Raw genomic sequence first — 23,046 nt, forward strand, 5'->3', positions numbered from 1 at the left:
CACTGTCAAGTTTGGTGCGGCCCCATAAGCATTGCTCAGGCGCAGTCTGCGAATCATCAAAATGTAATATTGTGGCAATATTGTATTTTTGTGTATTTGAAGATAGCCTCGTCGTCGGACGGTTTTTCCCTATCGTCCATATTTCGAAACACGCTTCCGCCATCGCCTCGGTTGTAACCTATCGTCTAGAAGTAGGAGCTATACCATGCAGCGTCGCCAGTTTCTGAACACCCTCGCTACCGTTTCCGTCGTAACCCCGCTGTTGTTGTCCTCTCGTATAACGCAAGCCGCCACGCCCCCGGCCACGCCGAGCGCGCTGGATCCGGCGCGCTGGTCGCCGCTCAACACTCAGCGCCTGCAGGCGGTGATCGACCAGCACGGCAGCAAAAGTGCGTCCTATCGTCCTGAGCAGCGCCCATATGCGGTGTTCGACTGGGACAACACCTGCATCATGAATGATTGTGAAGAAGCGCTGTTGGTCTACCAGATCAATCATCTGCAGTACAAGCTGACCCCGGATGAGTTCGCCGCCGTGGTGCGTCAGGACGTGCCGAACGGCGCGTTCATGAAGGACTACACCACGGTGGACGGCAAGCCGGTCACCATGGAAGACATCGCCAGCGATGTGGAAGCGGATTACCGCTGGTTGCACGCCAACTACAAGGGACTGGCTGGCGACAAGAGCCTGGAAGAGATCCAGACCAGCGAGCAGTACAAGGATTTTCTCGCCAAGCTCTACTTCATGTACGACGCGATCTGCGACAGTTACCCGGTGGACATCGGCTACAAGTGGATTTTGTACTTCTACAAGAACATGACCACGGCTGAATTGCAGGCGATGGCTGAAGCGTCAAACAACTACGCGATCGGTGATGCGCTGCGCAAGGTCAAGTACGAGAGTTCACGCACGATTCCGGGCAAGGCAGGGGTGGTGGCGGATACGCACTTTCATGGCATCCGCATCCATGAGGAGATCCGCGGCCTGATGCACACGCTGCGCGCCAATGGCATCGACGTCTATGTCAGCACCGCCTCGATCGACGATGTGGTGCGGGTGTTCGCCGGCAATCCTCATTACGGATACGGCGTGCCGCCCGAGAACGTGATCGGCCTGCGCATGGCGATGGAAGACGGCAAGTACATCACTCGCTATCAGCCGGACTGGCACTTCAATTACGGGCCGGGCAAGACCGTCGGCATCAAGAACGTGCTGGTTAAACAAAAGGGCTACGGTCCGGTGCTGGTGGCCGGTGACAGCGACGGCGATGCCTGGATGCTGCGCGACTTCAACGATACGGCGGTGGGGCTGATCGTCAACCGCATGAAGAAGGGCGAGATCGGCGCCGACAGCCAGCAGGCCGCTACCCAGTTGGGCAAGTCGGACGCGCGTTTCATCCTGCAGGGGCGCAACGAGCACACTGGTTTGATGATTCCGGACGAGAAATCGCTCAAGTACGGTAAAGACGAGCTCAAGCTGCTGGCTTGATGCTACTGGCTCGCGGGTGGTCGGTTGCCATCCGCGAGCCGTAGTTGGATGCGAGATCAGTTCTATGGCCACCGCGAATCTGGAAGATTGTTCCCGCAAGCAACTGCTACGCTTTTCAAGCGCCATAAAGTAAGTCGCTGAATAAGAAGAGGTCCGGAAATTATGGATAGCACCGAAGGCGTAGTTAAACAGCATTCAGCCGGCTGGCGCTTCAAAGTGGGCATTGCAATTATCTGTTTGATGCTTGGGTCCTGGTTGATGGTACCGCTTGCTGCAGCAGCCGGTGTGCCCGGCTCAAGGATCGCGGCGCTGACCGGGGTCCTGTTTATCAGCAACAAGGTTTTGCTGATCCTCGTTATCGCGGTCATGGGCAAGTCCGGTTTTCAGCAGTTGAAACGCAGCATGTTTGGCTACGTGTCTGCGCTCGCGCCCAGCGCAGAATTTCAAGTGGGCCCCGTTCGCCACAGAGTGGGTCTGGTCATGTTCTGCTTGCCATTGATCTCATCCTTTATTGAACCCTACATCGATAGCATCTGGCCTGGACTCAGACCGAATCTCTGGCAGTTGCAGTTATTGGGCGACCTGATGTTGATCGGCAGCTTTTTCGTGTTGGGCGGTAACTTTTGGGAGAAGGTACGCGCGTTGTTTATTCGAACCGCACGGGTCAGCAATCCAGGCGCTGCCTGAGCTGAAATGAATCGGGAGAGTGCTGTTCAGGCAACCTTTGTCCGAACATCTGGCAGATCACAGGAAGCATGGGCGAGCAAACGCTCAATGGCTCCGGTCAGCAGGTTCTCCAGTAATCCGTCCCGTTCCCGATCATCCAGCGGGTGTAGCGTCAGCCAGCTGGGTGCGCTGTTGAGCATGCTGGCAATGGCGTGCCCGGCAGCCAGTAACCCTTGCTCGCTGAATCGGGACGAGGGGCAGAGGATCATCAGCAATTGTCGTTCGTAGCGCTCCTGTAACTGCCGCACACGTGCTTGCTGATCCTCGTTCAGGCAACCGCTGTCGCGTTCCACCAGACGAAAATGCCAGGGCATTTCCCGATGCAGGTTCAGGTGTGCGTGGATGACATTTTGCAGGCTGTCGCGCTGGTCTCGCGGTTGTCGTTCGATACGTCCGAGGGTTGCCAGCAATTCCTCGTAAAACTCCTCGATCAGGTCGAGCAGCAAGTGTTGCTTGCTCGGGTAATGGTGATACAGCGAGCCTGGGGCAAGCCCCAGGTAAGCTGCCAGCTCACGCATGCCGACCTGGCCAAAACCCTTGCTGGCGAACAGCTCCAGGGCCTTGTCCCGGCTCTCGGCGAAGCGTGAGCAACGCTCAGTCATAGGCATGGAAGCCACGTCCGGTCTTGCGGCCCAGATAACCGGCCGCGACCATTTCCTTGAGCAGCGGAGCAGGGCGGTACTTGCTGTCGTTGAAGCCGTCGTAGAACGCCTCCATGATCGCCAACAACGTATCCAGGCCAATCAGGTCGGCCAGCGCCAATGGGCCTATTGGCTGGTTGCAGCCCAGACGCATGCCCGCATCGATGTCTTCGGCGCTGGCCAGGCCTTCCTGAAACACCAGGATCGCTTCATTGATCATCGGCACCAGAATCCGGTTCACCACAAAGCCCGGACGGTTGCCGGCGGTGATCGCGGTCTTGCCCAGGCGTTGCGCCAACTCGATGGCCAGGGCATGAGTCGCGTCGCTGGTTTGCAGGCCGCGAATCACTTCGATCAGCCCCATCACCGGCACCGGGTTGAAGAAGTGCAGGCCGATGAAACGCGCCGGCGAACTGACGCTGGCGGCGAGCTCGGTGATCGACAGCGATGAGGTGTTGGAAGCAATCACGCAGTCGGCGCTGACCTGGGCGGCGATCTGCTGCAGCACTCGCCGTTTCAGTTCGAGATTTTCGGTCGCGGCCTCGATCACCAGTTGCACGTCGTGCAGGGTGCTGTAGTCGGTGCTGGTGCGGATCTTGTCCAACGCCGCAAGCTTTTGCTCTTCGGTCAGCGACGCCTTGGCAACTTGCCGGTCGAGGTTCTTGCCGACGGTCGCCAGCGCTTTTTGCAAGGCGCTTTCGGAGATGTCCAGCAAGGTCACGTTGAAGCCGGCCAGTGCGCAGATCTGCGCAATACCGTTGCCCATGGTGCCTGCGCCGATAACGCCAATGTTCTGCAGGTTCATCTTCATGTCCTTGTACTCAAACCCGCTCGAACAACACGGCGATGCCTTGGCCGCCGCCAATGCACATGGTCGCCAGGGCATAACGGCCCTGAGTGCGGTGCAGTTCGTGAATGGCCTTGGTGGCGATAATCGCGCCGGTGGCGCCTACCGGATGGCCCAGCGAGATGCCCGAACCGTTGGGGTTGACCTTCTCCGGATCGAAGCCCAGCTCTTGCGCTACAGCACAGGCCTGGGCCGCAAAGGCTTCGTTGGATTCGATGACATCAAGGTCGGCAACGCTCAGGCCCGCGCGCTTGAGCACCAGGCGGGTGGCGGGAATCGGTCCCAGTCCCATCATCGACGGTTCAACGCCTGCGTGGGCATACCCCACCAGTCGGGCCATCGGCTTGAGGCCTTGTTCCTGCACGACTTTCCCGGTGGCCATGATCAGCGCGCCGGCACCGTCATTCAGACCCGACGCGTTGCCGGCGGTGACGCTGCCGTCTTTTTTGAACGCAGGTTTCATGCGGCTCAATTGTTCGGCGTTAACCTCCGCTCGCACATGCTCATCGGTCGCAAACGAAACCGTACCTTTACGGGTCGCCACTTCGATCGGCACGATCTGCCCGGCAAAACGCCCTTCGGCAATCGCCCGGGCGGCACGCTGTTGGCTAAGCAGCGCCAACTCATCCTGGGTCTGGCGACTGATGCCGTAGTGTGCGGCGATGTTTTCTGCGGTGATGCCCATGTAGAAACCGGCAAACGGGTCTTGCAGCACGCCGAGCATGTAGTCGATGGCTTGCATGTCGCCCATTCGTGCGCCCCAGCGCGCCTGCGGCAACAAGTACGCACCGCGGCTCATGGACTCGACGCCACCCGCCAGCGCGGCCCCGGCATCCCCCAGCATCAAACTTTGCGCGGCACTGACAATTGCTTGCAAACCCGAACCGCAGAGGCGGTTGACGTTGAAGGCAGGCGTCTCTTTCGTCAGCCCGGCATTGATCGCCACGGCGCGGGAGATGTAGGCGTCGCGCGCTTCAGTCGGGATCACATGCCCCATCACCGCGTGCCCGATGTGTTCCGGCGCCAGGCCTGATCGTTCAATGGCCGCGCGGCAAACGTCGGTTGCCAACTGGATAGGCGGCACATCCTTGAGTGAACCGCCAAAGCTGCCAATGGCAGAACGGACCGCGCTCAGCACAAAAATATCGGAATGGTTCATGTTGGTTCCCTGAAATAGGTCTTTTTTGTTGGGCACGAGTCTAGAATCAGCAGCGCCGCTGGCCTATGCCAGAACTGTTCAAGGGTGATGGCGTTTTTTGCCACTTTCAGATGATGAGGAGAGATACGATCACATGCGGGAAACGGATTCGGTGGCGGTCTACTTCATGTATCCAATGATCCATGCCCTGCGTGAGAACCCGCAGCGTCTGCGGTCTGTACTTGAGCAGGTGGGAATCGATCCGCAGCTGATGGATCAGCCTACTGCACGGGTGCCGGCCACGGCTTTTGCCGCGTTGTGGCTGGTGCAGATTCGAGAGTTGAACGACGAATTCTTCCAGCTGGATTCTCATGGCATGCCGCCGGGGAGTTTTGCCCTGATCTGTCGGGCATTGATTCAGGAACCGACGCTGGAAAAAGCCATGCGTCAGTGTCTGGCCAATTTCTCACTGTTCTTGCGTGATTTTCGCGGCACGTTGAATGTGCGTGGCAAGCGAGCGGTCATCGGCTTGCAGACTCGGGCGCAAAACAGCGATGTCGCGCATTTCGGTGAAGAGACGTTTCTGGTGTTGATGATCAGTCTGCTGTGTTGGCTGGGCGGGCGGCGCATTCCCATCGATCGTGCGGACTTTCGTCATGAGCGTTTGTCGCTCAGTGATGATTCAATGCTCTGGGGCGCCAACCTGACCTTTGGCGCCGAGCGCACCGAGATCGAATTCGACAGCCGTTATCTGCAATTGCCGGTGGTTCAGGACCTGGTGTCACTCAAGGCATTTTTGCGCAGTGCGCCGCAGTGGCTGGTGATTCGTTTTCGTAACCAGCACGGCCTGGCTTCGCAGATTCATCAGCGTTTGCGCAACAGCCATTACAGCCAATGGCCGACTCTGGAGGCGTTTGCGATTGAACAGCATCTGAGCCCCAGCACCGTTCGCCGAAAACTGGAGCGTGAAGGCTGTTCATTTCAAGAGATCAAGGACGAAGTGCGCCGTGGTGTTGCCTTTGAACAGCTGCGCCAGAGCCAGGCGAGCATCACGGTGATTGCCGAGCAGATCGGTTTTCAGGAGCCCAGTGCGTTCCATCGGGCGTTCAAGAAGTGGACCGGTGAGAGTCCGGGTCGTTACCGGGCGAGGTTCCAGGGCAAGCGCCTCGATGCCTGATCGATACTTCAAAAAACGCCACTCAGGGAGTGGCGTTTTTACTGGCGCATGATGGGGCGACAGCACTGGATAGAACGGAATCACTCACTGATCCGTTTCGCAATTGACCATCCACGACACCCCGAAACGGTCAACCAGCATGCCGAAGCGTGCGGCCCAGAACGTCGCCTCCAGTGGCATTTGAATGGAGCCCTGGTCCGCCAGCGCGGTGAAGACTCGTTCGGCTTCAGCGATGCTGCTGACATTCAGCGAGACGGAGCATCCGCTGATACCGTGGTAGGGCCGATCAGGCGTTGTGTCGGACCCCATGAGCGCCTGATCGCCGACAACCAGCCGGGTATGGATAATTCGGTCATGGTAACTCGCCGGGATGTGATCGCGAGCCGGCGATTCGCCGAAGGTCATCATCATTTCAAGGGTGCCTTGCAGGCATTGCGCGTAGAACGTGAAGGCTGCTTTGCAATCGCCGTTGAAGATCAGGTAGGGATTGATTTTCATGGTCAGCTCCAGGGACGCAGGGGGAAGGGGGCACGGCTTGTTCCAGCCTGCCCACGTAGGTAAAACCATGCGAAAGACATTCAGCTATCGAGTAGCAGGGTGCTAATTATGGCTGACAGGTGTCGTTTTTTTAGATGATTTTGTTTGCTGCGGGCGAGCGTTATGACTGGCGGACAAAACCGTACGCAAATCCGTAGGAGCTGCCGTAGGCTGCGATCCTGGCGATCCCGCACGCACCGAAAGTCTCCGGTTTAATACCGGGGGGCAACTCGCCCCCGGTTTGATGCCTCGCTACATCAAGTTGCTTTGCGGCAACCCCAGCAAGCCGGTCAGCGTATTGATGATGGTTTGTTGCCGGGCGCGGTTTACCTGATGTTCGGCTTCTGCGGCGGCGACATCGGCGGCGCAGTGTGGGCACGTCACTTCGTGTGCATGGATGTACTGCAAACAGCCACGACACAGGGCCAGTTGCGGCGGAATACGGCCTTCATCAGGCGATTTCTGGCCCTGATTCGCCCAGGCCAGTTTGATCACCTGACCGCTGTCGCTGACGCTGTTGACCTTCTCGCCGGTATCGATGCGTTCGGTAATCAGGTCAAAACGTCCGACAGCGAAGGACGTCTGTGCTGCGTCCTCGAGTTTGACAATTCGCTCGCGCAGTCCCTTTTTTTGCAGGTCCAGAGCGCGGTAATGACAGTAGGGGTTGTTACCGGGTTTGCCGAGCAAGGAGTGCGAGGTCCAGGTGCAGCCGCCGCGGCAGACATCGTTGTAGTAGCAGCTTCGGCAGTAGCCCCACAGGTCGTCGACGCCGCGCAGGCGGCCGAAGTGCATGCCTTCACTGTAATGCCAGATATCGTGCAGGCTCATGTTGCGCACGTTGCCGCCCGAAAAACCTACGGTTGCCAATGAAGGGCAGCCTTTGACGGTGCCATCGGCTTCGAGTGCCAGCACGGTTTGCCCGGCGGCGCAGCCGCTCCAGTGCACGCGCTCGTCGCCGAAACCACGCCACATATGCTCATACGGGCCGTAGTAACCAATGTTGTTGCCCACGTTCATCAGCAGGCCGCGATCAACCCCTTCGCGGTAGAGACGCGCCAGCAAAGGCATCACTTCGAGCAGTTGGTAGGGTTGCAGCAACAACTCTGGGTGATCGACGGCATTGCCCATGGCGACCGTCAGCTGGATCTGCCAGTGGGTGGCGCCAAGTTCAATGATCAAATCCATCAGTTCTGGCAAGTCGGGCAGGGTGGCCGCGCCGATTTGGGTGTTGACGCTGACCGCAAGCCCGGACTGTTTGGCGCGTCGCAGGGTATCCACGGCCTTGTCGAACGAGCCCGCAACATTGCGCACCGCGTCATGCAGCGGGGCCAGTCCATCCAGCGAAACACCGACGCCATTGAGCCCGGCATCCACCGCGGCCTGCATTTTCGCGGGCGTCAGGTTGCGTCCGCCGGTTTGTATGGCGCAATACATGCCGTGATCGTGGATGGCCTGGATCAACTGAGTCCAGTCCTTGCGCAAATAGGCTTCACCGCCAATCAAGGTGATCTCGCGGGTGCCGAGTGCCGCCAGGGAATCGATGACATCCAGGCATTCCCGGGTGTTCAGTTCATCGGGGCGTCGATGGCCGGCGCGGGAGCCGCAATGCAGGCATTTGAGATCGCAGGCCAGGGTGATTTCCCAGACCACATGGACCGGCACGTAACGTTTGAGGTCGGTTTCACTGAGGTAGCGGGCAGGGCGATTGTCTGACATGGGAAATCCTTGCGCACAGATACATGCGCGGCACGAATCCATCGAAGTGTTCGCGCCTTCCTTAGCGTCGATGGCGCGAGCGGATTTACCTTTTGTTGTTGGCCAACGGGCGCAGAACCTGTGGGAGCGAGCTTGCTCGCGAAAGCGGTGTGTCAGGCGACATTAATGATGACTGTGCCGCCGTCTTCGCGGGCAAGCCCGCTCCCACAGGGATTGCGCTTATTACCCAGGCTTGGCCACTTTTTAAGTGACCAAGCCCGGGCATTGGCGGTTAGCGTGCTTCCAGTCGGGCGATTTCTGCTTGCAACTGCTCCAGTGCGCTGCTCAAGGCGCCGCTGTTGGCCAGTTGCTGTTCGCCCTGGCTCACCACGGTTTTCAGCTGCGCCAGGTCACCGCTGGCTTGCGCTTGCTGTACCGCAACGGCGTAGAGCGGGTGCGCATGCGACGGATGCTCCGGGCGCTGAGCCGGGGCCTGGCTGACAGCCGCGTGTCTCACTGTCGTCCAGTGGTCTTGATCGTAGTATTTGTAGTCGGCAAAACCGCTGGCCCAATCGGCGCCTAGAATGCCCCGCAGGTCGAAGGTCTGGGCGATATTGCTGTTAGGGCCGCTCGGGCTGCCGTCCAAAGTGAGGATGATGTGGCTTTCCGACTCGGGGATCAGTTTGGCCTCGGAGTAACTACCCCATACTCGCGCACGGAAGTTGAGGGGTGGATAGGTGCTTTGAAAAATGCTTGCGACACCGCTGACTTTCTTGTTGACGGTATCCACCAGCAGATCCAGGGTTAAAACCGGTGCGCCGAGTAGCGAGCTGGAAACGTTGAGGCGCGTGTGAAAAAGTCCGATTGACATGGTGCAACTCCCTTAGTTGTATTCAGGACAAGCCAGGCACGTTCAGTTGCCGGTCAGCGGCGTTCCAGCCTGCTGATTTCACCCTTGGCGGCCTCAAGCGCACTTTGCAGTTGTGGTTGCTGGTCCAATTGCTGTTTGGCAAGGCTCGCCAGATTTTTCATCTGAGCCAGGTCACCGCTGGCAATGGCACTCTGAATCGGCGCGGCGTACAGCGGCATGATCGGCGGATACGGCAGGATTACCGGGCCGGGCTCCAACGGCAGTGTATGGGCGTAGGAGGGCACGGACTCGACGAGATGGGCGGGCGCATTGACCTTGACCCAGCGCTGACCATTGAAGTACTCGTAGTTGGCGACCCCTGCTTTCCAGTCGCTACCGACCACCAGTTGCAGCTTGAAATTCACGATGGAGTTCGAGCCTGGGCCACCCTGGTTGCCTTGAACGGTGATCAGGATTTTGCTGACGCCGGGTTTCATCACCGTCATGTAGGTGTACTCACCCCAGACATCGGAGTGCACATCCAGCGGCGGATTGGTTGCCTGAGTGATTGCGGCAGTACCGCTTACCGTTTGCTCAGGTGTAAACACCAGCAGATTGAGCGCCAGGTTTTGTGCGCCCGGTGCCGAAGTACCAATTTGATAGCAGAGTGGGAATAAACCGACAGGTTGTTGAGAAGAACCAGACATAGTTATTGCCTCCATTGCAATAGGGAACGGAAACAGCTGTTAGTGCTGTTCCAGACGTGCGACTTCCTTAGCCAACTTCTCGTAAGCGGTACTTAGCTCTTTGGCTTCTGGCTTGGATGTATCGCGCTGTTTCAATAAAGCTTTCATTTGCGGGAGCTTGCCTTCCGAGATCGCGCTTTGGATCGCGACCCCATAAGGGGGGACTGGGTGACGAGTTGAGGTGCTCATATCGATCCCTTCCGTGGTGTTTGCGAATACTGCTGTCATCAGCAGTTTTTGCAGTTAAGCAGGCGTTGATAAATATGCAATGGGCAATGAGCCAGTGCGTCTGTTAAATTTTATTTCATTAATAGCGATGCGTTTGGGTGTTGGCTGTTTAATATTAAGATTGGCGATGAAAGAGGTTAATTCAACTTTTTCCTCATAAGGAAGGCGAGCCCTTATCGCCATTAATAATGAATAGTACGGTTATTATTTTTTCTGGCAATTAAGGACGATAGTTCCATTAAGTACTTCGCCTTTTGTGGATGTTCAACCTTCTTGCGCGGCGATTCGCCGAATGATCTGCAGGGCTTCCTCGCGCAGCAACGGCTGTTTCATCCGTTCGGCCAGTAGCGCCATTTGCCGTGAGTACTCGCAGGCGACTATGGCCTCGACCTGTTCCCCCGTGCACAGCAACGCGATGAAGGCGTATTGCTCGGGGTTGCCTTCAAAAACGATCCGGTCCCATCGGTCGGCGTGGCCGAGCATCTCGAAGGTCTTGTCGAAGTGATACGTCCAGAAGAACGGCACATCCGCGTAGCGTGTTTCACCGCCCAACATATTCTGCGCGGCGATCCGCGCCTGCTGCTGGGCCAGACGCCAGTGCTCGATGCGTGTGGGGACACCGTGCAATACAAAAGACACGATGTCGCCGGCGGCCCACAGGCCAGGCGCGGCGCGCATGCCTTCGTTGACCGGCAGCCCGCCATTGTCGTCCAACTCGACACCTTCGAGCAGGTCGGTGACCGGGCTGACGCCGATGCCGATCAACACCAGATCGGCGGGAAGTCGTTGACCGTTTTCGAGCAGAACGGCCTCGACGTGCTCCTGACCTTCGAACGCCCTCGGTTGGGTACTGGTGTGAAAGACCACGCCGTTGTCTTCATGCAGGGATAAAATCGCCAGGCCGATGCGCTCACCAAACAGTGTGCTGAACGGCGTTTCATGGTGCGCGACGACGCTGACTTCCAGCCCATGGCGGCGTAAGGCCGACGCTGACTCCAGGCCGATGAAGCTGGCACCAACGATGACCACGCGGGCGCCGGGTTTTGCCGTTTGGAGAATGCGCTCGGCGTCCTCGCGCGAGCGCAACGCCAGGATGTTGTGCAGATGCGCGCCGTTTACCGAAAGCGGTCTGGGTTCGCCGCCACTGGCAAGGAGTGCGGCGTCGTAGTCAAAGGTGTGCCCGTCAGCCAGGGAAACCCTTTTGGCGGCGACATCGAGACGGATGACCTCGCCTTTGACGCGCTCGATTTTCTGTTCGTTATAAAGGCTTTCATCCAGTAATGGCGGGGTTTCTTGGGGGGACATTTCCCCGGCGAGGACATATTTGCTCAGTACCGTGCGGTCATAACCAGGATTTGTTTCGCGATCGATCAACACCAGGCGACCGGCAAAGCCTTGTTCACGCAGGGCGGCGGCTGCCGCTGTTCCCGCAGCGCCCGCACCGACAATCACAAAGCAGCGTGAATCAGCGGGACGAGCCACTTCGATGGGCGCAAGAGGCTGGTCGTCCACCTGTACATCGCCATCGATCACTTTGACCGGGTAGCGGGTCAGTCCATTCAGGGCCGGCGGTTCGCAAACCTTGCCGTCCTCGACCGTGAACATCGCCTTGTGCCAGGGGCAAATCAGCCGCCCATTGCAGACGACCCCTTCGTCCAGTGGGGCCTGCGCATGCGGGCATTCGCCCTGATAGGCGTAGACCCGTTCACCGGCCCGCAGTAGCACTATCTTCAGTGAACCGATTTCTACGCGCGTACCACGGTCTTCTCGAAGGTCGGCAAAACGGGCGACGTTGTGCAGGGACATGACAACTCTCCGGGGCGCTATTTTCGTTGGAGTCGGCAGCAGCGGGGAGCATCAGTAAAACTGCGCCCCGCTTGGCAGGCTCGACCCTTACAGTAAAGCAGCGAAAGCGAATGCCCATCGAAGCCCGCCGACAACGTTCCCAGGATCGCTTGCGGTCAACGGCACGCTATGCAAACTTCATGATTCAACCTGACTGATGGCCCTTCGCATGACTGATAACAGCCCCGGCAAGCACACTCCCAGCGCTCAAGAGATTGTCGCCGCACTTGACCTGGAACCTCATGTGGAAGGCGGTTTTTACCGCAGAACCTTTCAGTCTGATCGCCAGGCCATGGTCGAGACCACGGGTGCTCGGCGCTATGCGATGACTTCGATCTATTACCTGCTGACGGGTGCGTCTCCCGTTGGCCACTTCCATTTGAACAAATCCGACATCGTTCACTACTACCATGTGGGCGATGCGATCCAGTACTTCCTCATCTGCCCGGACGGCACCTTGAACACCGTGGTCATGGGCAGTGACGTCACCGCCGGGCAGTGCCTGCAACTGCACGTACCTGGCGGTGTCTGGAAGGCTTCGCAGCTTATGGATGGACCGGCTGCTTACGGCCTGATCAGCGAAGCCGTTTCGCCAGGGTTCGATTTTGCGGATATGCAATTGGGCAGTCGGCGCACACTCAGTGAGCTATTCCCAGACCATTCGGCGCTATTTGAGCGGCTGGCGCGAGAATAAAACAGTAAGACCAGCACGAACTCCGTAGCAGCTGTCGAGCCTGCGTTCGAGTGTGCAGCACTCGTAAAATCATGCAACACGGTCTACCAGATCGACCGTGGAGGCAGGGTTTACGTCTGCTACGCAGCCGAACGCAGCCTCGCAGGCTCGACAGCTGCTACGGACTCGAACGCAGGCTTCGCCAGCTGCTACAGGGCATCCGGTCTGTGAGGGATGGGCAGGGTGTTGCGTTCGTGAAATTTATTCTGTAGTTTTTCATGAAATTATAAAAACATAATTTCATGGGTGCCCGAATGTTTCAGCAGTCCTCGCAGCATGTCGCCAGCTATTACGCCCACAGTTGCGCTGATCGCCTAGTGGATCGAACCGTTCTGGAAGGGGAACACACTGCTGAGGTACTGATCATCGGCGCTGGCTTCAGTGGTCTGCATACCGCCTTGCGCCTGGCCTTGGCGGGCAAGCGCGTGATGTTGCTGGAAGCCAGTCGTGTTGCCTGGGCCGCCTCGGGGCGTAATGGTGGGCAGGCGATTCTCGGCTGGTCGTGCGACATGCCGCCTCTGGAAGCTGCACTGGGTTATGAGCGTGCGCGGCGCTTGTGGGACGGCATGCGCTGGGCGGCGCAAGAGTTGCGCGAGTTGCCTGCGCGCCATGGTTTCGACTGCGATTATCGAGCTGGACATGTGTGGACGTCGGTCATGCCGCGTCGGGTCAGTCTCCTGACAGAGTGGCAGCGCGAGGCCAGCCACAAGTGGGGTCACGATGGCCTGCAATTCATAACGCGTGAGCAGTTACCGCAGTGGGTCGCCAGCGAGCGCTATCAGGCCGGTCTCTATGACCCTGAAGGCGGGCATCTGAATCCGCTGAAACTGGCGCTCGGCCTGGCCGCAGCCATCGAGCGTGCTGGCGGTTGTGTCTACGAGCAGAGCAAAGCGCTGAGCTACCGCGAAGAAGGCAATCAGTACCGGGTAACCACTGAGCTCGGGAGCATTCGGGCGGATGTCCTGGTGCTGGCGTGCAACGCTTATCTCGATCAGCTTGATCCGCAGTTGGCCAGTTGCGTGTTGCCGGTGGGCACTTATCAGGTGGCCACTGCACCGCTCACAGCGGAACAAGCCACGGCACTGTTGCCGAGTAATGTTTGCGTCACCGACAACCAGTTCGTCCTCGACTATTTCCGTCGCACGCCGGATAACCGCCTGCTGTTCGGTGGCGGTTGCACGTATCTGGGAGGGATGCCGAAAGACATCGCCGCCGCGACACGGCCTTATCTGGAACGGGTCTTCCCGCAGCTCAAAGGTGTCGAGCTGGAGTTCGCCTGGGGCGGGCATATCGATCTGACCCTCAAACGCACTCCTGACATTGGTCGGCGTGGCGACCTCTACTGGCTACAGGGCTATTCCGGGCATGGTGTGCTCCCGACGTTGGCCGGGGCTCGGGCCGTATCCGATGCGATTCTGGGTCAGCCGGATGAGCTGGCGTTGTACCAGGGTTTGAGTAATGGCAGCTTTCCCGGCGGTAAATACCTGGCAGCGCCATTGGAAGCCATCGGCAAGGCCTGGTACCGACTGCGCGACAGCATTTGATGAGTCATCTTGGGGAATTCCTGGCATGAACAAGCAAGAAGAAATCGCCGCGTTAGCGATCCTTATTCACGATCTGCGCAAGCACAAGAAAATCACCCTCAAGGAGCTGGCCGACAAAATCGACCGGTCTGTCGGCTTTCTTTCACAAGTCGAGCGGGGCTTGTCGCGACCCACGGTGGCGGACCTGACCGCAATCAGCGAAACCCTCGGGGTGCCGACTACCTATTTCTACAGTTTGCCAAAACCCAAGGTGTTGCCTTGGGTGACCCGACCGGATGAGCGCCGCACGTTGTACTACGCCAACGGGATTACCGACATTCTGGTCTCGCCGAAAATCCGGGCCACCTTCTCGATGCTCGAAAGCCAGCTGGAGGCCGGCGCCAGCAGTGGCGAGCGGCACTTGAGCGACAGCTCGGAGCAGGGTGGTTATGTGCTGGAAGGTGCGTTGACGCTGTGGTTGGGCGATGACGACGAGCCGGTCACCTTGCAGGCCGGCGATAGTTTTCAACTCGACAGTCACACGCGCTGTCGTTACGGCAACCTCACTGACCAGCTCACGCGAGTGCTTTGGGTTTACACCTGATAACAATAAAAGGAATAACAACGATGGATGCTGCCTGCTCTGATCTCCTGGCTGAGGTTCGTGCTTTTCGCCAACGCTACCCCGAGGTGCGCTATGTCGACCTGATTGCTTTGGATATTCCGGGGCATTTCTACGGCAAGCGTTACCCGATCGAGATGCTCGAAAAGGTAGCTGCTGGCAGTGCTTTGAAGCTGCCGCAGAACTGCGTGCTTCTGGGCGTGCAGGGTGGGCTGTTCAAAATTGGCGACTATTGTTTTAACGACGGCGACCCGGATGCCCTGCGGCGCCTGGTGCCGGGCACGCTCAAACCGGTGAGCTGGGAGTCGAAGCCACTGGGGCAGATGCTGATCACCTCGGACGGCACTGAAAAGCCGATCGTCTTCGAGCCACGCGAGGTCCTCGCGCAAGTGCTGGAGCGCTTGCGCGGTAAAGGCATTCATCCGGTGGTGGCATTCGAACTGGAGTTTTATCTGTTCGATAAAAAGCTGCGCGAGGGGCAGCCGCAGTTCCCCCGCGATCTGCTGTCGGACGATGCCGATGATCAACCGAACATGCACATCGAGCGGCTGTCACGTTTTTCTCCAGTGCTCGATGAAATGGTCGAAGCGGCGCGGGCGCAAGGCATCGATACCACGGTGATCACTGCCGAACTGGGGCCGGGCCAGTTCGAGATCAACTTCGGTCACCTCGATGACGGTCTGCGTGCCGCTGACTGGGCGGCGCTGTTTTGCCGCAGCACCCGTGGCGTCGCGCTCAAGCACGGTTACCGCGCCAGTTTCATGGCCAAGCCTTACTTGCAGCATCCGGGCAGCGGCATGCATGTGCATGTCAGCCTCTATGACGCTGAGGGTAAAAACCTGCTGGCGGCCAACCAACAGCAGGCGCTGCGGCATGCGGTGGCCGGTTGTCTGGAGCTGTTGCCGCATTGCATGCCGATCTTCGCGCCGAACCAGAACGCACTGCGTCGTTTGGGCGGTACGGTGAACGCGGCGACACGCGCCAGCTGGGGTTTTGAGGATCGCGATGCCTGTGTGCGCATTCCTGATTCGGATTCGAAAAATCTGCGGATCGAGCATCGCCTGGCCGGTGCCGATGCCAACCCGTATCTGGTGCTGGCGGCGATTCTGGTGGGGTTGGAGCAGGGCCTGGAAGCCCGCCGCGAGCCGATCGCAGCACTCAATGAAGACCGCAGCAGTGGGATCGACTTTCCGCTGGAAATGCTCGAAGCCGTGCGCGCCATGCAGCATCAGCCACAACTGCGCGAGGGGTTGGGAGCGGAATTTGTTGATGTGTACTGCGAGAACAAGCGCCAGGACCATCTGGCCTTTTTGCAGGAAATCAGTGCACGCGAATACCGCTGGTATCTGTAGTGACCACCGACTCAGCCTTGCTGGCTGAGCCGGCGCTGCACACTGCTGTTATTTGAGAAATGCCTGCATGTCGCTGGTCAGCTTCTTGAGCGCCACTTTGAAGTCGTTGGCGGTAACCTGCTGGCTTGCATTTTTCAACTGCTGGCCCATGACCTTGCGCACGACTTTGGCCACGGTTTGGCCGTTGCTTGCGTCGATCATCTCGGCTTCGATGAACAGTTCGGTGTCCTGGTCGCGGTGGCCGGTGGCCGCCTGAGTCGCGCCTACCGCGGCCGCAATCGGAACCACTTCATACCATTTCATGCCCTCGTTTGAGGCCGTGACCCCGGTAATCGCGGCGCGTACGACCAGCACTCGCGAACCGGCAGGGGCCGATTGAACGTTCGGTACCACACGGTACTTCTGGCTCAGTACGCTCTTGGCATTGTCGGTCATGTAGGTTTGCAACTGATCCAGAGTCTGACGGTTGACTCGCTCATTGGGCTTGGGCGCCGGGTACAGTTCCAGTTGCTTGAACGCCACCGTGTTGTAAGCGTTCGGATTCCAGGAAGGGGTCACCCAACGCATGGCCTTCTCGCCGCTGGGTGTGGTGACTTCTTGCAGGTTGCTGTAGTTGGGAAGAAACCCTGAGTACTGTTCCTTCTCGGTGATTTTTGAGGTGCAACCTCCGAGTAGCAGGCTGGTCAAGGCAACGCCGACAAGCAATTTCCTGGAAAGACTCATATTTTTACTCCATGGGTTGAGACGTTTTATTCAGGTCGCCTTGCAATGAGCTCAAGCCCGCTGGGCCGGTGGTTTCGAGCTTTACTCAACCGCAGCCCACCTGAAACCTGGATTCCTCGCGAATTAGCGTAGGTACGAATTGCGAAATATCCAGTAGTTATGCTCGTGGAGGCATTGCCCCAGAATGCCGTCACTTGGTTGTGGAGAGCATTCGGTAACGTGCTATAGAATTTTTTTCTTCCCGTCCTTGACATGCCTGGCGAACACGTCCAGAATTGCGTCCATTCCTGATTCAGGAACGAGAAAAACCCTTTAGATATCAAAGGGTTGGAAATAGATAACAATCTAGATTCCATCTCCAGTTTGTATGCGTTTGATGTTGTTTTTTAGGCATCGGACGTTTGAGGCCGAGTAGCAAAATGGTTATGCAGCGGATTGCAAATCCGCCTACGCCGGTTCGATTCCGACCTCGGCCTCCACTATAAATAGCTCCGTAGATCGCTGATTTACGGAGCTTTTTTATTTTCGGTACACAGCAAGATTTTGTCTTGAATTTGACGTCAGCGAACTTGCTTAGAGGGGAAGGGCTGTATATATTTCTCCCCCTGCCGTATCAGCAGCAAAAAGGACTGATTGTTAATTCGGTCGTTCTTGAATGCTTCACCGCGCTACCGCCCGAATGGCGAAACTGGTAGACGCATGGGACTTAAAATCCCCCGTTCGTAAGGACGTGCCGGTTCGATTCCGGCTTCGGGCACCATATTTATCAAGGGTTTGCGAGCGAAAGCTAAGCAAACCCTTGTTCGTTTCTGGTCCGCAATTTTCGAGTTGGTCCGCAATTCACTTGGTTGGCGAGACTTTCTTGCCTTTTCGGTTGCGGATGTACTGCTCTGTCATGCCGATTGTGCCGGCAGAAGGTGGGAAGGGATATTTCCTGAGCCTATAAGGCCAGGAAAAAAGGTTATTAGACGTGCAGAAGCTGCTTTGTTAAAAAAACTAGTGCATAGCACGCTGACTGCGTGCCAATGCATCTCCATTTGGTTAAATGGAAATCGCCCAACATTGAGCTGGGCAACGATCAATGAGTCTGATTGCCGATACAGGGATAAGTAGCTGCGACTTTGGCCAACTGCTCGCGCACCAGCGCATTGGGCTCATTGATCCCCTTTCTCCCCTCGCAGCTTGATCCTTTCGAACAAAAATATCGCGTAGTAAAGGCGATGGACGATGGCGCAGACATAACGACCCGAATGCCGACGTTCGCTGCTACGCGCCGTTCGAGGTTGGCACTCTTCGAGCACTCCCGGCCGGGCAGCATGGCCACGGTGTCCGGCTGGGCGTTACGGCTTGGCTGATCCGCCGCGAATCAGTCAGGAGACGGATGGAATTTTGTCGATAAACGCAATTCGCTCACCATTGTAGAAAACTTCAACTGTTGTGTAGTGAGGCGAGTTTGGAGGTACTACCCTGGAGAACCTCGCTTGCGCGCAACTCATTTGTTGAATCCAGTTCCCAGGTCGTTGGATCAAGTGCAGATCCAGCATGAGTGATGCACCCTGCGGAGCTCGCATGGTCAGATAGCCCTCAACTCCCGGATTGGCAACTTCAACATCTCCAACGACATGAAAGTCGCCCGGTTTCGGTGGCATCGTGTTCAGCCATGCATGCCAGTTTTTTGAGCTGATAGTCATTTTTCCATTCCTAGAGAAATGAAACTCGAAGCTTGAGGTACTGGAACTCTGTATGGCGCTTCGTATGCCATCGAATTTAAAGCGTAGCGCCAAACAGAAGGAAATGGATGCATGGCGCGCGGAAGGGGCCTCTTGGGAGGGTTCTACTGCTGGTCGATTGACGCGCTGACAGGCAAGGAGGAGTGGGGGGCGTTTATGCGATCTTCCAGCCTTTTCACGAAGGCTTCGGCTTGTTGCACTGATCCGTATTTTCCTTTGCTATCTGCTTCTGTATTGAGCCCACCCCCTGCATCACAATGACTCTGTGACCGCAGACCGATAATTTTGGAGGCCTAAAATGTTGAAGATGGCAATTTTCCTGGGTGGATTTCTGGCGTTGACCATCGTGATTGGTGCCCTTGCGACAATCTCTCCGATTTAACCAGAAGAGAATGAGTACCTCGTTTTTCCAGATTCTCCCGATCTCTCGCACGTGGTTCTTTTTGACCTTCGCCGGCGATAGCCTCAGCAGGTTCACTCAACCGGTTTTTCAACGGAATAGGCCGCTTGCCGGCACTCGGGATCGACACTCATCCTTCTGTGGGTATGGGAGAGGTCCTTGGCCGGGGATCGGCTACAGTTGATGGATCATTGACATGGAGATCGACTATGAAGTGTTTGATTTGTCAGGCTGCCGCTAGGACTGTTCACGCGCTTGGAGACTGGTCAGAGGTCAAATGCTCAGCGGGTTGTGGGCACTTCAGGGTCTCAGCGAACCTTGTTGCGAAAATGTCGTTAAAGAATGAATCCTTTGACATTGAACGCACAAGGCGCTGGATTGAAATGTCTCGTAATGACGAGCCAGTGCCGTTGATATCGACCTACGATTACAACGTTTCCTTATTGCATCGCGACACTGATGAGCGGGCGACCAGCCAGTCGAATCATTTTAGGCAACCGGTAACGTCGGATTAGATGGAAGTTCTTGCTTCGATTTGGCGAAGCGCCCGCTAGCCACCGTGATGATCCGTCAGCGGTATTGGTAGTCAGGGTTTGGTTCGGTGGCATCGTTCGCCTTGTGCCCCACCCTCAACACCGAACAACTTCACCATCACGTCCGAGTGGGCGCCCTGTCGGTAAGCAAAGGACGGGGCGCTTTCGAGTACCGAATGCTCCAGCGGGTATGGAGGGTGCTAGATTGAAAAAGGGGAGCAAACCTAAGGAGAGAATCAGATGATCACTGATGCTCGGGATGCAGCGAAGTACGTAGAGTACTATTCGTCCATCGAAAGCCCACAAGTGCGGGAAGCGTTTTGCATGCTGGTCGGTGCGATTTCCGCTACGAAAAACTACGATTGCTCTCCCTGGACACTGGGTGGGTTAGAGCGGTCCATCGGGATTTTTTCTGCGTCTGATGGCAGCTGCCCTTTCAGCTTTGTGTCCAATCATAATTGGCTTCTTTTTTACTTTCGACTGCCATCCTTCAAGACTGAACATCATTCGCTTAAAGCATTATCCGTAGAGTTTGGCGAGGTTAATGAGAAGCCTGATGGCGAGCGAACCATCAAGTTGCGATCAGTTGATGATGTTCGGCGCTTGCTACGAATAATCAATATTTTCTAGCTGACCACTTGCCGGTGCTCAGCGCATCAGGGCAGCGTTACGACGCCTCTGCCTGGCATTCCCGCGGATCCAGACGCTGATCCCTTTCCATTCATCGCCATTGCCTGCTTCTTCGATTCCAAGCGGGGCTTGCTTGTGGTTCGGGCGTAAAATAGCTGAGCTATCTCATCAAAAGGAGCCGCATATGAACTCCGACGAAATGAACAAACGGACGGCTGGAGAACGAGTCGTTTGGGATCAGTATTTTTGTGCTGCGTTGATTGCGGAAAGCCATCTGACGGCACCGACAGTAGGAGGGCCGAAATCGAATCATGAAGACAGGCAGAACCTGTTGGTTGATAGAGCCAGACTTCTTGCTGACAAGATGATGGAACACAGAAAGTGAACCGAGCCCAGCCATCGCGCTGGGCTCTTCACATTTGGCGCCACGTTGGCCTTCTAACGTGAAATAGCCGTAATAACTCCAGAGGCGATCACAGCGTTCGGTTTGCCCGTGCTCAGGCGATAGGGCGTTTGAACCTCCTTAATTTTAGGGGATCAAACGAACACAGTGTCAGGCGCTGCCTGCTCGGAGATAATCAAATGAAACGCACAACTACTTTGATCCTGGTGATGTCAGCAATGCTGCTGCTTGGCGGATGCTGGCCGTATTGGCATGACCGTGATGGTCGCGGACATGATCATGGGCGTTACTACGGTGACGATCATCGGGGACAAGAGTATCGCCGCTGGTAAGATCGCGGTATCGGGGGCGGGATAGATCCGTTACTCAGCGCTCAGACTCGAATCCTGGCAGTCCAATCGACTGCCGAGGGAGGGCGCGCGGTTGAGGTTGAACGAACTCCAGGGTCTCTCGCGCTCTCGTTAGATGGGGCCAAATCCTTTTGGCTGATCCCATCGTGCCTGGCAGGTGTGACGAAGGTATGACAGGGGCGAAAAGAACAGCCCGACGCAAGGTCGGGCTGTTCGCGTACACGTAAATTCAGTCACTTAATCGTGCTTATACTTATTCTTGTACTTATGTTTGTGTTTGCCGTTATAACTATTGCCTCCTGAACTGCGATTACGATTATCGTCGGACAGGTTATTACCTACTGCGCCGCCTGCGGCGCCACCAAGGCCAGCGCCAATGGTGGAGCCGGTTGTGCCACCCAGTTGATGGCCAATGACCGAGCCGCCTGCCGATCCGAGCCCGCCGCCGATAGCCGCGTTGGTTTTGTTGCCTCTCGGCGCACCGACGGCGCTACCGGCAGCACCGCCTACACCAGCGCCAACCGCTGCCCCCGTACTTCCGCCAAGCTGCTGGCCGACGATATTACCCAGTACGCCACCAACGCCGCCGCCGACGGCTGCGGAACCATCCCCAGCGGCCATTGCGCCTTGTGTGATCAGAGCACCTAGAGCAAGAGTAAGCAGTGTTATGCGCATGCTGTGGACCTCAAAAAGTAGGTGTTGCGTTCAGGCTGCTATTTCAGAGTGTTGAGCATTTTGAAACAGTACGCTTTTGCTGCCCATCGCCAAGCTTCTCTCTGCAGCGCGTTTTAATCCGATGGATATCTAGAAATGTAGAGGCTGCTGCAGAGTTAAAGTTCGACCCGTGGAAAGGATGGGTTTTCTATAGGCATGGAGACACCTTGCCGAGGTAGCATGGCGAATACGTGCGTGGGTTACTCAACTATCAAACACGAGAGGGATGCAGCAATGACTGAGCGCCATTTGATCCACTCAGAAACACTTTCGAACGGATGCAAGATTGAGGTCAGGGCCAAGATACTGAGGGACGGCTCGCTGCAGATGTTCATCGGTGTTTACCGCCCAGACGGCACGGCCATCCTTGAGGACAACGACCCCAAACCGCATCTGCTGGACATGGAAGACGCTCTGGACTGGGGGATCGACATTGCGAGACGTACCGGTCACCACGAAAAAATTCAGTAAGGTTTGACGATCGCGGGATCTGGCTTTTTGGCTTGTCGCATCTGACGAGTGAATCATTGAACTGCTTGATGGTCGTACCTACGGTTGAACAACGCTTTCCGAGTTGAACTCGGGGGGAGCGACAACCCATCTCCGTAGCTCTGACCTTTGCTTTTAGGGTGTTCAAATGAAGCGCACAGCGTTAATGATCCTGGCCATTTCAAGTTCTCTCCTGCTGGGAGGTTGCTGGCCTTACTGGGAAGATGGCGGAGGGTACGGTCGAGAACATGATCGAGGCCGTGATCATGGTCGTGAGTATGACCGTGCCTATGAGCATCGCGATGATCGGCGGTATGACCGAGGCTATGAACGTCGTGAAAATGATCAGGGTTATGATCGCAACCACGGTCGAGATCATGATGACAGAGGCGACTGACGCTTGACGCTACGGTCGCGGTTTTCAGGGTGAGGAAACATCATGCGGATTTTGACAGAGGGGATAGCTCGGCCCATCAGCCAATGGCTGGTCGCGGCGGGTATTGGTCTATTCGCACTGGTGCCCAATGTGCTGGCTCAAACCACACCGCAAGCCGCTCAAGAGATAAAGAGCTTGCTGGATTTTGTCGAGCACAGTGAGTGTCGGTTTGTGCGCAACGGGAGCGAATACCCGGGTTCTCAGGCTCGGGCCCATCTGGAGAAGAAGCTGAATTATCTCGAAGGCAAGAACATGGTGAGCAGTGCCGAAGATTTCATCGATCTTGCGGCCACTAAAAGCAGCATGAGTGGCACGGCCTATGAGGTGCGATGTCCAGCAGGAGTACAACCGACGAACATTTGGTTGAAGACCGAGCTACAGAGGCAACGTCAGCTTCATTGAGTCTGTCTTGAGTCGAAACAAAGCCCGGCATAGCGCTTAATGCTGTTCACTTAAGCGGAGCAGCCTTACGGTCTACTGGAAAACGGGTCT

24 protein-coding genes and 2 tRNA genes are annotated in these 23,046 nt (G+C 56.9%); 14 read left to right on the forward strand and 12 right to left on the reverse strand.

The annotated features are described in order from the left end of the window. Positions 1–205 precede the first annotated feature (205 nt). Positions 206–1,486: an HAD family hydrolase gene (locus tag BK659_RS16480; protein WP_123426055.1), complete on the forward strand. Its 1,281-nt coding sequence runs from the start codon at positions 206–208 to the stop codon at positions 1,484–1,486. Between the two features lie 162 nt (positions 1,487–1,648). Continuing rightward, on the forward strand, positions 1,649–2,173 hold the full coding sequence (locus tag BK659_RS16485; protein ID WP_123426056.1) for a transporter suffix domain-containing protein: 525 nt from the start codon (positions 1,649–1,651) through the stop codon (positions 2,171–2,173). A gap of 26 nt (positions 2,174–2,199) precedes the next feature. Here the strand turns inward: BK659_RS16485 and BK659_RS16490 are convergent, their stop codons facing one another. The 3 genes from BK659_RS16490 to BK659_RS16500 are packed head-to-tail and all read right to left on the reverse strand — an operon-like array spanning position 2,200 to position 4,859. Further along, complete coding sequence (locus BK659_RS16490; protein WP_123426057.1) at positions 2,200–2,820, reverse strand: TetR/AcrR family transcriptional regulator; 621 nt, start codon at positions 2,818–2,820, stop codon at positions 2,200–2,202. Continuing rightward, positions 2,807–3,658 carry a 3-hydroxybutyryl-CoA dehydrogenase gene (locus BK659_RS16495; protein ID WP_123426058.1) on the reverse strand — a complete coding sequence of 284 codons (852 nt, stop codon included), beginning with the start codon at positions 3,656–3,658 and terminating at the stop codon, positions 2,807–2,809. Before BK659_RS16495 ends, BK659_RS16490 begins: the two co-directional genes overlap by 14 nt. A 16-nt stretch (positions 3,659–3,674) precedes the next feature. After that, entirely contained in the window at positions 3,675–4,859 is a 1,185-nt protein-coding gene (locus BK659_RS16500; protein ID WP_123426059.1) for an acetyl-CoA C-acyltransferase family protein, read from the reverse strand. A 133-nt stretch (positions 4,860–4,992) separates the two neighbouring features. Between BK659_RS16500 and BK659_RS16505 the strand changes: the two genes are divergently transcribed. Then, positions 4,993–6,015: an AraC family transcriptional regulator gene (locus tag BK659_RS16505; RefSeq protein ID WP_123426060.1), complete on the forward strand. Its 1,023-nt coding sequence runs from the start codon at positions 4,993–4,995 to the stop codon at positions 6,013–6,015. 84 nt (positions 6,016–6,099) lie between these two features. Here BK659_RS16505 and BK659_RS16510 read toward each other — a convergent pair whose 3' ends face one another. The 6 genes from BK659_RS16510 to BK659_RS16540 form a co-directional block, all read right to left on the reverse strand. Continuing rightward, positions 6,100–6,513: a VOC family protein gene (locus tag BK659_RS16510; RefSeq protein ID WP_123426061.1), complete on the reverse strand. Its 414-nt coding sequence runs from the start codon at positions 6,511–6,513 to the stop codon at positions 6,100–6,102. A 291-nt stretch (positions 6,514–6,804) separates the two neighbouring features. After that, the gene (locus BK659_RS16515) at positions 6,805–8,268 is read right to left on the reverse strand and encodes a GDL motif peptide-associated radical SAM/SPASM maturase (RefSeq protein ID WP_123426062.1); all 1,464 of its coding nucleotides are present in this window, start codon (positions 8,266–8,268) and stop codon (positions 6,805–6,807) included. Positions 8,269–8,539: 271 nt separating this feature from the next. Next, a complete protein-coding gene (locus BK659_RS16525; protein WP_123426063.1) occupies positions 8,540–9,118 on the reverse strand; it encodes a DUF1842 domain-containing protein in 579 nt (192 codons plus the stop codon). 53 nt (positions 9,119–9,171) lie between these two features. Beyond that, the gene (locus BK659_RS16530; protein WP_123426064.1) at positions 9,172–9,804 is read right to left on the reverse strand and encodes a DUF1842 domain-containing protein; all 633 of its coding nucleotides are present in this window, start codon (positions 9,802–9,804) and stop codon (positions 9,172–9,174) included. A gap of 39 nt (positions 9,805–9,843) precedes the next feature. Then, positions 9,844–10,032, reverse strand: coding sequence for a DUF1843 domain-containing protein (locus BK659_RS16535; RefSeq protein ID WP_123426065.1), 189 nt, complete (start codon positions 10,030–10,032; stop codon positions 9,844–9,846). A gap of 303 nt (positions 10,033–10,335) precedes the next feature. After that, positions 10,336–11,877 carry an FAD-dependent oxidoreductase gene (locus BK659_RS16540; protein ID WP_123426066.1) on the reverse strand — a complete coding sequence of 514 codons (1,542 nt, stop codon included), beginning with the start codon at positions 11,875–11,877 and terminating at the stop codon, positions 10,336–10,338. A 208-nt stretch (positions 11,878–12,085) separates the two neighbouring features. On the opposite strand from BK659_RS16540, the gene BK659_RS16545 reads away from it, so the two are divergent. From BK659_RS16545 to BK659_RS16560, 4 genes are all read left to right on the forward strand, one after another. Then, positions 12,086–12,610, forward strand: a complete 525-nt coding sequence (locus tag BK659_RS16545; protein WP_123426109.1) for a cupin domain-containing protein — start codon at positions 12,086–12,088, stop codon at positions 12,608–12,610. Positions 12,611–12,903: 293 nt separating this feature from the next. Continuing rightward, a complete protein-coding gene (locus tag BK659_RS16550; RefSeq protein ID WP_123426067.1) occupies positions 12,904–14,193 on the forward strand; it encodes an NAD(P)/FAD-dependent oxidoreductase in 1,290 nt (429 codons plus the stop codon). 25 nt (positions 14,194–14,218) lie between these two features. Next, positions 14,219–14,776 carry a helix-turn-helix domain-containing protein gene (locus tag BK659_RS16555; RefSeq protein WP_123426068.1) on the forward strand — a complete coding sequence of 186 codons (558 nt, stop codon included), beginning with the start codon at positions 14,219–14,221 and terminating at the stop codon, positions 14,774–14,776. A 23-nt stretch (positions 14,777–14,799) separates the two neighbouring features. Further along, complete coding sequence (locus BK659_RS16560) at positions 14,800–16,146, forward strand: glutamine synthetase family protein (protein ID WP_123426069.1); 1,347 nt, start codon at positions 14,800–14,802, stop codon at positions 16,144–16,146. Between the two features lie 48 nt (positions 16,147–16,194). On the opposite strand, the gene BK659_RS16565 is transcribed toward BK659_RS16560, so the two are convergent. Further along, complete coding sequence (locus tag BK659_RS16565) at positions 16,195–16,869, reverse strand: DUF3313 domain-containing protein (protein WP_123426070.1); 675 nt, start codon at positions 16,867–16,869, stop codon at positions 16,195–16,197. A gap of 405 nt (positions 16,870–17,274) precedes the next feature. Here BK659_RS16565 and BK659_RS16570 point away from each other — a divergent pair. Both BK659_RS16570 and BK659_RS16575 read left to right on the forward strand, forming a co-directional pair. After that, positions 17,275–17,348, forward strand: a tRNA-Cys gene (locus BK659_RS16570). 194 nt (positions 17,349–17,542) lie between these two features. Next, positions 17,543–17,629 (forward strand) — tRNA-Leu (locus BK659_RS16575). 610 nt (positions 17,630–18,239) lie between these two features. Here the strand turns inward: BK659_RS16575 and BK659_RS16580 are convergent. Then, positions 18,240–18,560: a hypothetical protein gene (locus BK659_RS16580; protein ID WP_123426071.1), complete on the reverse strand. Its 321-nt coding sequence runs from the start codon at positions 18,558–18,560 to the stop codon at positions 18,240–18,242. 1,212 nt (positions 18,561–19,772) lie between these two features. Between BK659_RS16580 and BK659_RS16590 the strand changes: the two genes are divergently transcribed. Both BK659_RS16590 and BK659_RS16595 read left to right on the forward strand, forming a co-directional pair. Then, the gene (locus BK659_RS16590; RefSeq protein ID WP_123426073.1) at positions 19,773–20,162 is read left to right on the forward strand and encodes a hypothetical protein; all 390 of its coding nucleotides are present in this window, start codon (positions 19,773–19,775) and stop codon (positions 20,160–20,162) included. A gap of 184 nt (positions 20,163–20,346) precedes the next feature. Further along, positions 20,347–20,547 carry a hypothetical protein gene (locus BK659_RS16595; protein ID WP_123426074.1) on the forward strand — a complete coding sequence of 67 codons (201 nt, stop codon included), beginning with the start codon at positions 20,347–20,349 and terminating at the stop codon, positions 20,545–20,547. A 605-nt stretch (positions 20,548–21,152) separates the two neighbouring features. On the opposite strand, the gene BK659_RS28030 is transcribed toward BK659_RS16595, so the two are convergent. Next, positions 21,153–21,590 (reverse strand): glycine zipper domain-containing protein, encoded by a 438-nt coding sequence (locus BK659_RS28030; RefSeq protein ID WP_123426075.1) that lies wholly within the window; start codon positions 21,588–21,590, stop codon positions 21,153–21,155. Positions 21,591–21,863: 273 nt separating this feature from the next. On the opposite strand from BK659_RS28030, the gene BK659_RS16605 reads away from it, so the two are divergent. The 3 genes from BK659_RS16605 (at position 21,864) to BK659_RS16615 (ending at position 22,956) form a co-directional block, all read left to right on the forward strand. Next, entirely contained in the window at positions 21,864–22,100 is a 237-nt protein-coding gene (locus BK659_RS16605) for a hypothetical protein (protein WP_123426110.1), read from the forward strand. 266 nt (positions 22,101–22,366) lie between these two features. Further along, positions 22,367–22,522 carry a hypothetical protein gene (locus tag BK659_RS28170; protein WP_185015387.1) on the forward strand — a complete coding sequence of 52 codons (156 nt, stop codon included), beginning with the start codon at positions 22,367–22,369 and terminating at the stop codon, positions 22,520–22,522. A gap of 35 nt (positions 22,523–22,557) precedes the next feature. Further along, complete coding sequence (locus tag BK659_RS16615; protein WP_123426077.1) at positions 22,558–22,956, forward strand: YfeK family protein; 399 nt, start codon at positions 22,558–22,560, stop codon at positions 22,954–22,956. The last annotated feature ends 90 nt before the right edge of the window (positions 22,957–23,046 follow it).

Origin of the sequence: Pseudomonas brassicacearum (genome assembly GCF_003732225.1) — a bacterium.
GTDB classification, from domain to species: domain Bacteria; phylum Pseudomonadota; class Gammaproteobacteria; order Pseudomonadales; family Pseudomonadaceae; genus Aquipseudomonas; species Aquipseudomonas brassicacearum_E.

Bases quoted from the DNA above. Each gene is read 5' to 3' on its own strand.
- BK659_RS16480 (WP_123426055.1), top strand. From the start codon at position 206: ATGCAGCGTCGCCAGTTTCTGAACACCCTCGCTACCGTTTCCGTCGTA.
- BK659_RS16485 (WP_123426056.1), top strand. From the start codon at position 1,649: ATGGATAGCACCGAAGGCGTAGTTAAACAGCATTCAGCCGGCTGGCGC.
- BK659_RS16490 (WP_123426057.1), bottom strand. From the start codon at position 2,820: ATGCCTATGACTGAGCGTTGCTCACGCTTCGCCGAGAGCCGGGACAAG.
- BK659_RS16495 (WP_123426058.1), bottom strand. From the start codon at position 3,658: ATGAACCTGCAGAACATTGGCGTTATCGGCGCAGGCACCATGGGCAAC.
- BK659_RS16500 (WP_123426059.1), bottom strand. From the start codon at position 4,859: ATGAACCATTCCGATATTTTTGTGCTGAGCGCGGTCCGTTCTGCCATT.
- BK659_RS16505 (WP_123426060.1), top strand. From the start codon at position 4,993: ATGCGGGAAACGGATTCGGTGGCGGTCTACTTCATGTATCCAATGATC.
- BK659_RS16510 (WP_123426061.1), bottom strand. From the start codon at position 6,513: ATGAAAATCAATCCCTACCTGATCTTCAACGGCGATTGCAAAGCAGCC.
- BK659_RS16515 (WP_123426062.1), bottom strand. From the start codon at position 8,268: ATGTCAGACAATCGCCCTGCCCGCTACCTCAGTGAAACCGACCTCAAA.
- BK659_RS16525 (WP_123426063.1), bottom strand. From the start codon at position 9,118: ATGTCAATCGGACTTTTTCACACGCGCCTCAACGTTTCCAGCTCGCTA.
- BK659_RS16530 (WP_123426064.1), bottom strand. From the start codon at position 9,804: ATGTCTGGTTCTTCTCAACAACCTGTCGGTTTATTCCCACTCTGCTAT.
- BK659_RS16535 (WP_123426065.1), bottom strand. From the start codon at position 10,032: ATGAGCACCTCAACTCGTCACCCAGTCCCCCCTTATGGGGTCGCGATC.
- BK659_RS16540 (WP_123426066.1), bottom strand. From the start codon at position 11,877: ATGTCCCTGCACAACGTCGCCCGTTTTGCCGACCTTCGAGAAGACCGT.
- BK659_RS16545 (WP_123426109.1), top strand. From the start codon at position 12,086: ATGACTGATAACAGCCCCGGCAAGCACACTCCCAGCGCTCAAGAGATT.
- BK659_RS16550 (WP_123426067.1), top strand. From the start codon at position 12,904: ATGTTTCAGCAGTCCTCGCAGCATGTCGCCAGCTATTACGCCCACAGT.
- BK659_RS16555 (WP_123426068.1), top strand. From the start codon at position 14,219: ATGAACAAGCAAGAAGAAATCGCCGCGTTAGCGATCCTTATTCACGAT.
- BK659_RS16560 (WP_123426069.1), top strand. From the start codon at position 14,800: ATGGATGCTGCCTGCTCTGATCTCCTGGCTGAGGTTCGTGCTTTTCGC.
- BK659_RS16565 (WP_123426070.1), bottom strand. From the start codon at position 16,869: ATGAGTCTTTCCAGGAAATTGCTTGTCGGCGTTGCCTTGACCAGCCTG.
- BK659_RS16580 (WP_123426071.1), bottom strand. From the start codon at position 18,560: ATGACTATCAGCTCAAAAAACTGGCATGCATGGCTGAACACGATGCCA.
- BK659_RS16590 (WP_123426073.1), top strand. From the start codon at position 19,773: ATGATCACTGATGCTCGGGATGCAGCGAAGTACGTAGAGTACTATTCG.
- BK659_RS16595 (WP_123426074.1), top strand. From the start codon at position 20,347: ATGAACTCCGACGAAATGAACAAACGGACGGCTGGAGAACGAGTCGTT.
- BK659_RS28030 (WP_123426075.1), bottom strand. From the start codon at position 21,590: ATGCGCATAACACTGCTTACTCTTGCTCTAGGTGCTCTGATCACACAA.
- BK659_RS16605 (WP_123426110.1), top strand. From the start codon at position 21,864: ATGACTGAGCGCCATTTGATCCACTCAGAAACACTTTCGAACGGATGC.
- BK659_RS28170 (WP_185015387.1), top strand. From the start codon at position 22,367: ATGATCGAGGCCGTGATCATGGTCGTGAGTATGACCGTGCCTATGAGC.
- BK659_RS16615 (WP_123426077.1), top strand. From the start codon at position 22,558: ATGCGGATTTTGACAGAGGGGATAGCTCGGCCCATCAGCCAATGGCTG.